General features: G+C 45.9%; 3 protein-coding genes and 1 pseudogene. All 4 read right to left on the bottom strand.

The window, feature by feature from the left end:
* Positions 1 to 242: pseudogene (locus CIK04_RS35750) on the bottom strand (EamA/RhaT family transporter); the annotation flags it as partial.
* 215 nt (positions 243 to 457) lie between these two features.
* Positions 458 to 580, bottom strand: a complete 123-nt coding sequence (locus CIK04_RS34345) for a DUF2057 family protein (protein WP_325205892.1) — start codon at positions 578 to 580, stop codon at positions 458 to 460.
* Positions 581 to 748: 168 nt separating this feature from the next.
* Positions 749 to 1,213, bottom strand: a complete 465-nt coding sequence (locus CIK04_RS34340) for a DUF2057 family protein (protein WP_325205891.1) — start codon at positions 1,211 to 1,213, stop codon at positions 749 to 751.
* Between the two features lie 59 nt (positions 1,214 to 1,272).
* Positions 1,273 to 1,746: a DUF2799 domain-containing protein gene (locus CIK04_RS27230; protein ID WP_325205890.1), complete on the bottom strand. Its 474-nt coding sequence runs from the start codon at positions 1,744 to 1,746 to the stop codon at positions 1,273 to 1,275.
* Between the last annotated feature and the right edge of the window lie 137 nt (positions 1,747 to 1,883).

Raw genomic sequence — 1,883 nt, 5'->3', positions numbered from 1 at the left:
CAACGCGACACCAGCCAGCACACTTGCTCGGTTTAAAAGGCTGATTTGCTCAACAGTTGGCGCATTTGACTCGCTTGAGTGAACGATAAGATAACCAGTAAAGTGACCAGCGCCTAGACAACAAGCGAATGAAAGTAAAGCTACCCGGATCAATGCTTTGATTCTGCCAGCGCTAAACGACAAAAAACCGAGTTTGCGGCAAACGCGATCATCGCGATGGCCGTTAGTGGGAATGCAGACATCGTTTTCTCATTTTGTTGTTTTTCTATTTTAGTTTGAATAAGACCGACGTGTTGCTGCAGAGATTTCACTAAAGAGGAAATAAAAACGCTGCCTGAAGGGTTTGGCTAAAAGGGAACGCGAGAGAGGGTAGAGAGATTGACGATGGATGGCAAGGCAAGGTTAGGTGACAAGAGGAGGTGATGAACACCTCCTAATTGCTTAAGCCACATTACGATTATTGATTGATGTAGGCTTTGAAGCGAGCTTTGGTGGCGTCATCGGCTTTGTCATACCAGAAGTGCAGCATCTCTTCTGCGGTGTTATCGCCCGCCTTCACTTTGGCTTCAACACCGGCCACTGGTCTCGGGTCTTGATTGTTGCCACTGACACTGTTGTACCGGATTGCCGCGATGTCCGCCAGTTTGGTTGTAATTCTGCGGCTTCACTGGCGTAGTCTCGGCCCAATCTGCATGCCGGATTTCACCAGTTTGTCTTCAGACTTGGTTCACAGCTGCGCCTTGTTCATTCAACCAACTGCCACTGCATTTGTTTGATTTCCTGCTCTGCTACACGGTGATCTCGATACTTTGGCAGTTCGAATGTTGAGGTCGGTATCGGTGGCGGAAAATTTTGCGATGATCACGTTACTCTCGACGCCAATACGATCATTACCTTGGCTGAAGTAGGGCTCGTATTGAAAGATGATTTGGTTTTCATCCATTTGGCAATTCAATGGTTTTTGAAGAGGCAAATAGGCTGCCAGAGAGCTTGGCTTTCTGCCCGTTGGCGACAAACAGAGTGACGTCATCCGGTGACATGTAGGGTAACAGCGGCAGTTGCCATGCCGCTGATACTCATTGCTAAAAGGCATGTTAACGGTTTGATGATATTCATATTTATTATTCCAGACTACGAGAGGTTGCTTCTGCTTGAGATTGCCCAGTTCACGAGCCATTGCAACGACTTGTATGTAATGAAGTTGAAAATTCATCAAACTTTCATCTCGTGCAGCACAATCAACCGAATGTTTCGCGCTCGAGCCCGTCATGCTCAAAACGAAAACTTCAGATTGTAAGAACGTGTTGGCACAATCAATGATGTACGTTCACGAATGAGTTCTTTACGTCGACTTTCCAGTGTTTTCTCTGCTGTTTGTTCTCTGTTGTCGTTTTTGAGTATGCGCAGTTGTGTATCAATATCGCTGATTTCTTTGTTGATCTCATTGAGTCGTTTTTGAACCAGATAATCTTGATAACCTTTCTGATAGTTTTCGAGAAAACGTTCGTTGTTGCAAACACCGTAGTATTCGCGGCCTTGCTTACCGACGCGGTAGCCGTTATCTGCTGAGCAGTAGAGTACGGTGCCTTGCTCAAAGCCACGCTGCCACATCTCTTGATCTGGGTAAACACCGGCGTCACGACAATCTTTCACATAATCGCTGATCACCGTGGGATTGACGCCATTTTGCCCATCTAAATAGCCAATTTGTTGCCAGTTAGCGCTACGGCATTCTTCAGGACTCATGGAAGAACAAGCGGAGAGAATCATAGGGATGAGTAAAAGGAGTAGTGTTTTTTCATGAACAGCGGTAACTWGAATCAGGAACAGGAGGCTCGATTCTAATTAAACGCTGTTTATTTCAATGAATCATGACAAAACCA

This window comes from Vibrio sp. 03_296 (genome assembly GCF_002265885.1).
This window is presented reverse-complemented; position numbering and strand designations above follow the sequence as displayed.

What these genes read in the sequence shown, in the direction of transcription:
- CIK04_RS34340 (WP_325205891.1), bottom strand. Translation starts at nt 1,213, where the DNA reads ATGAATTTTCAACTTCATTACATACAAGTCGTTGCAATGGCTCGTGAA.
- CIK04_RS27230 (WP_325205890.1), bottom strand. Translation starts at nt 1,746, where the DNA reads ATGAGTCCTGAAGAATGCCGTAGCGCTAACTGGCAACAAATTGGCTAT.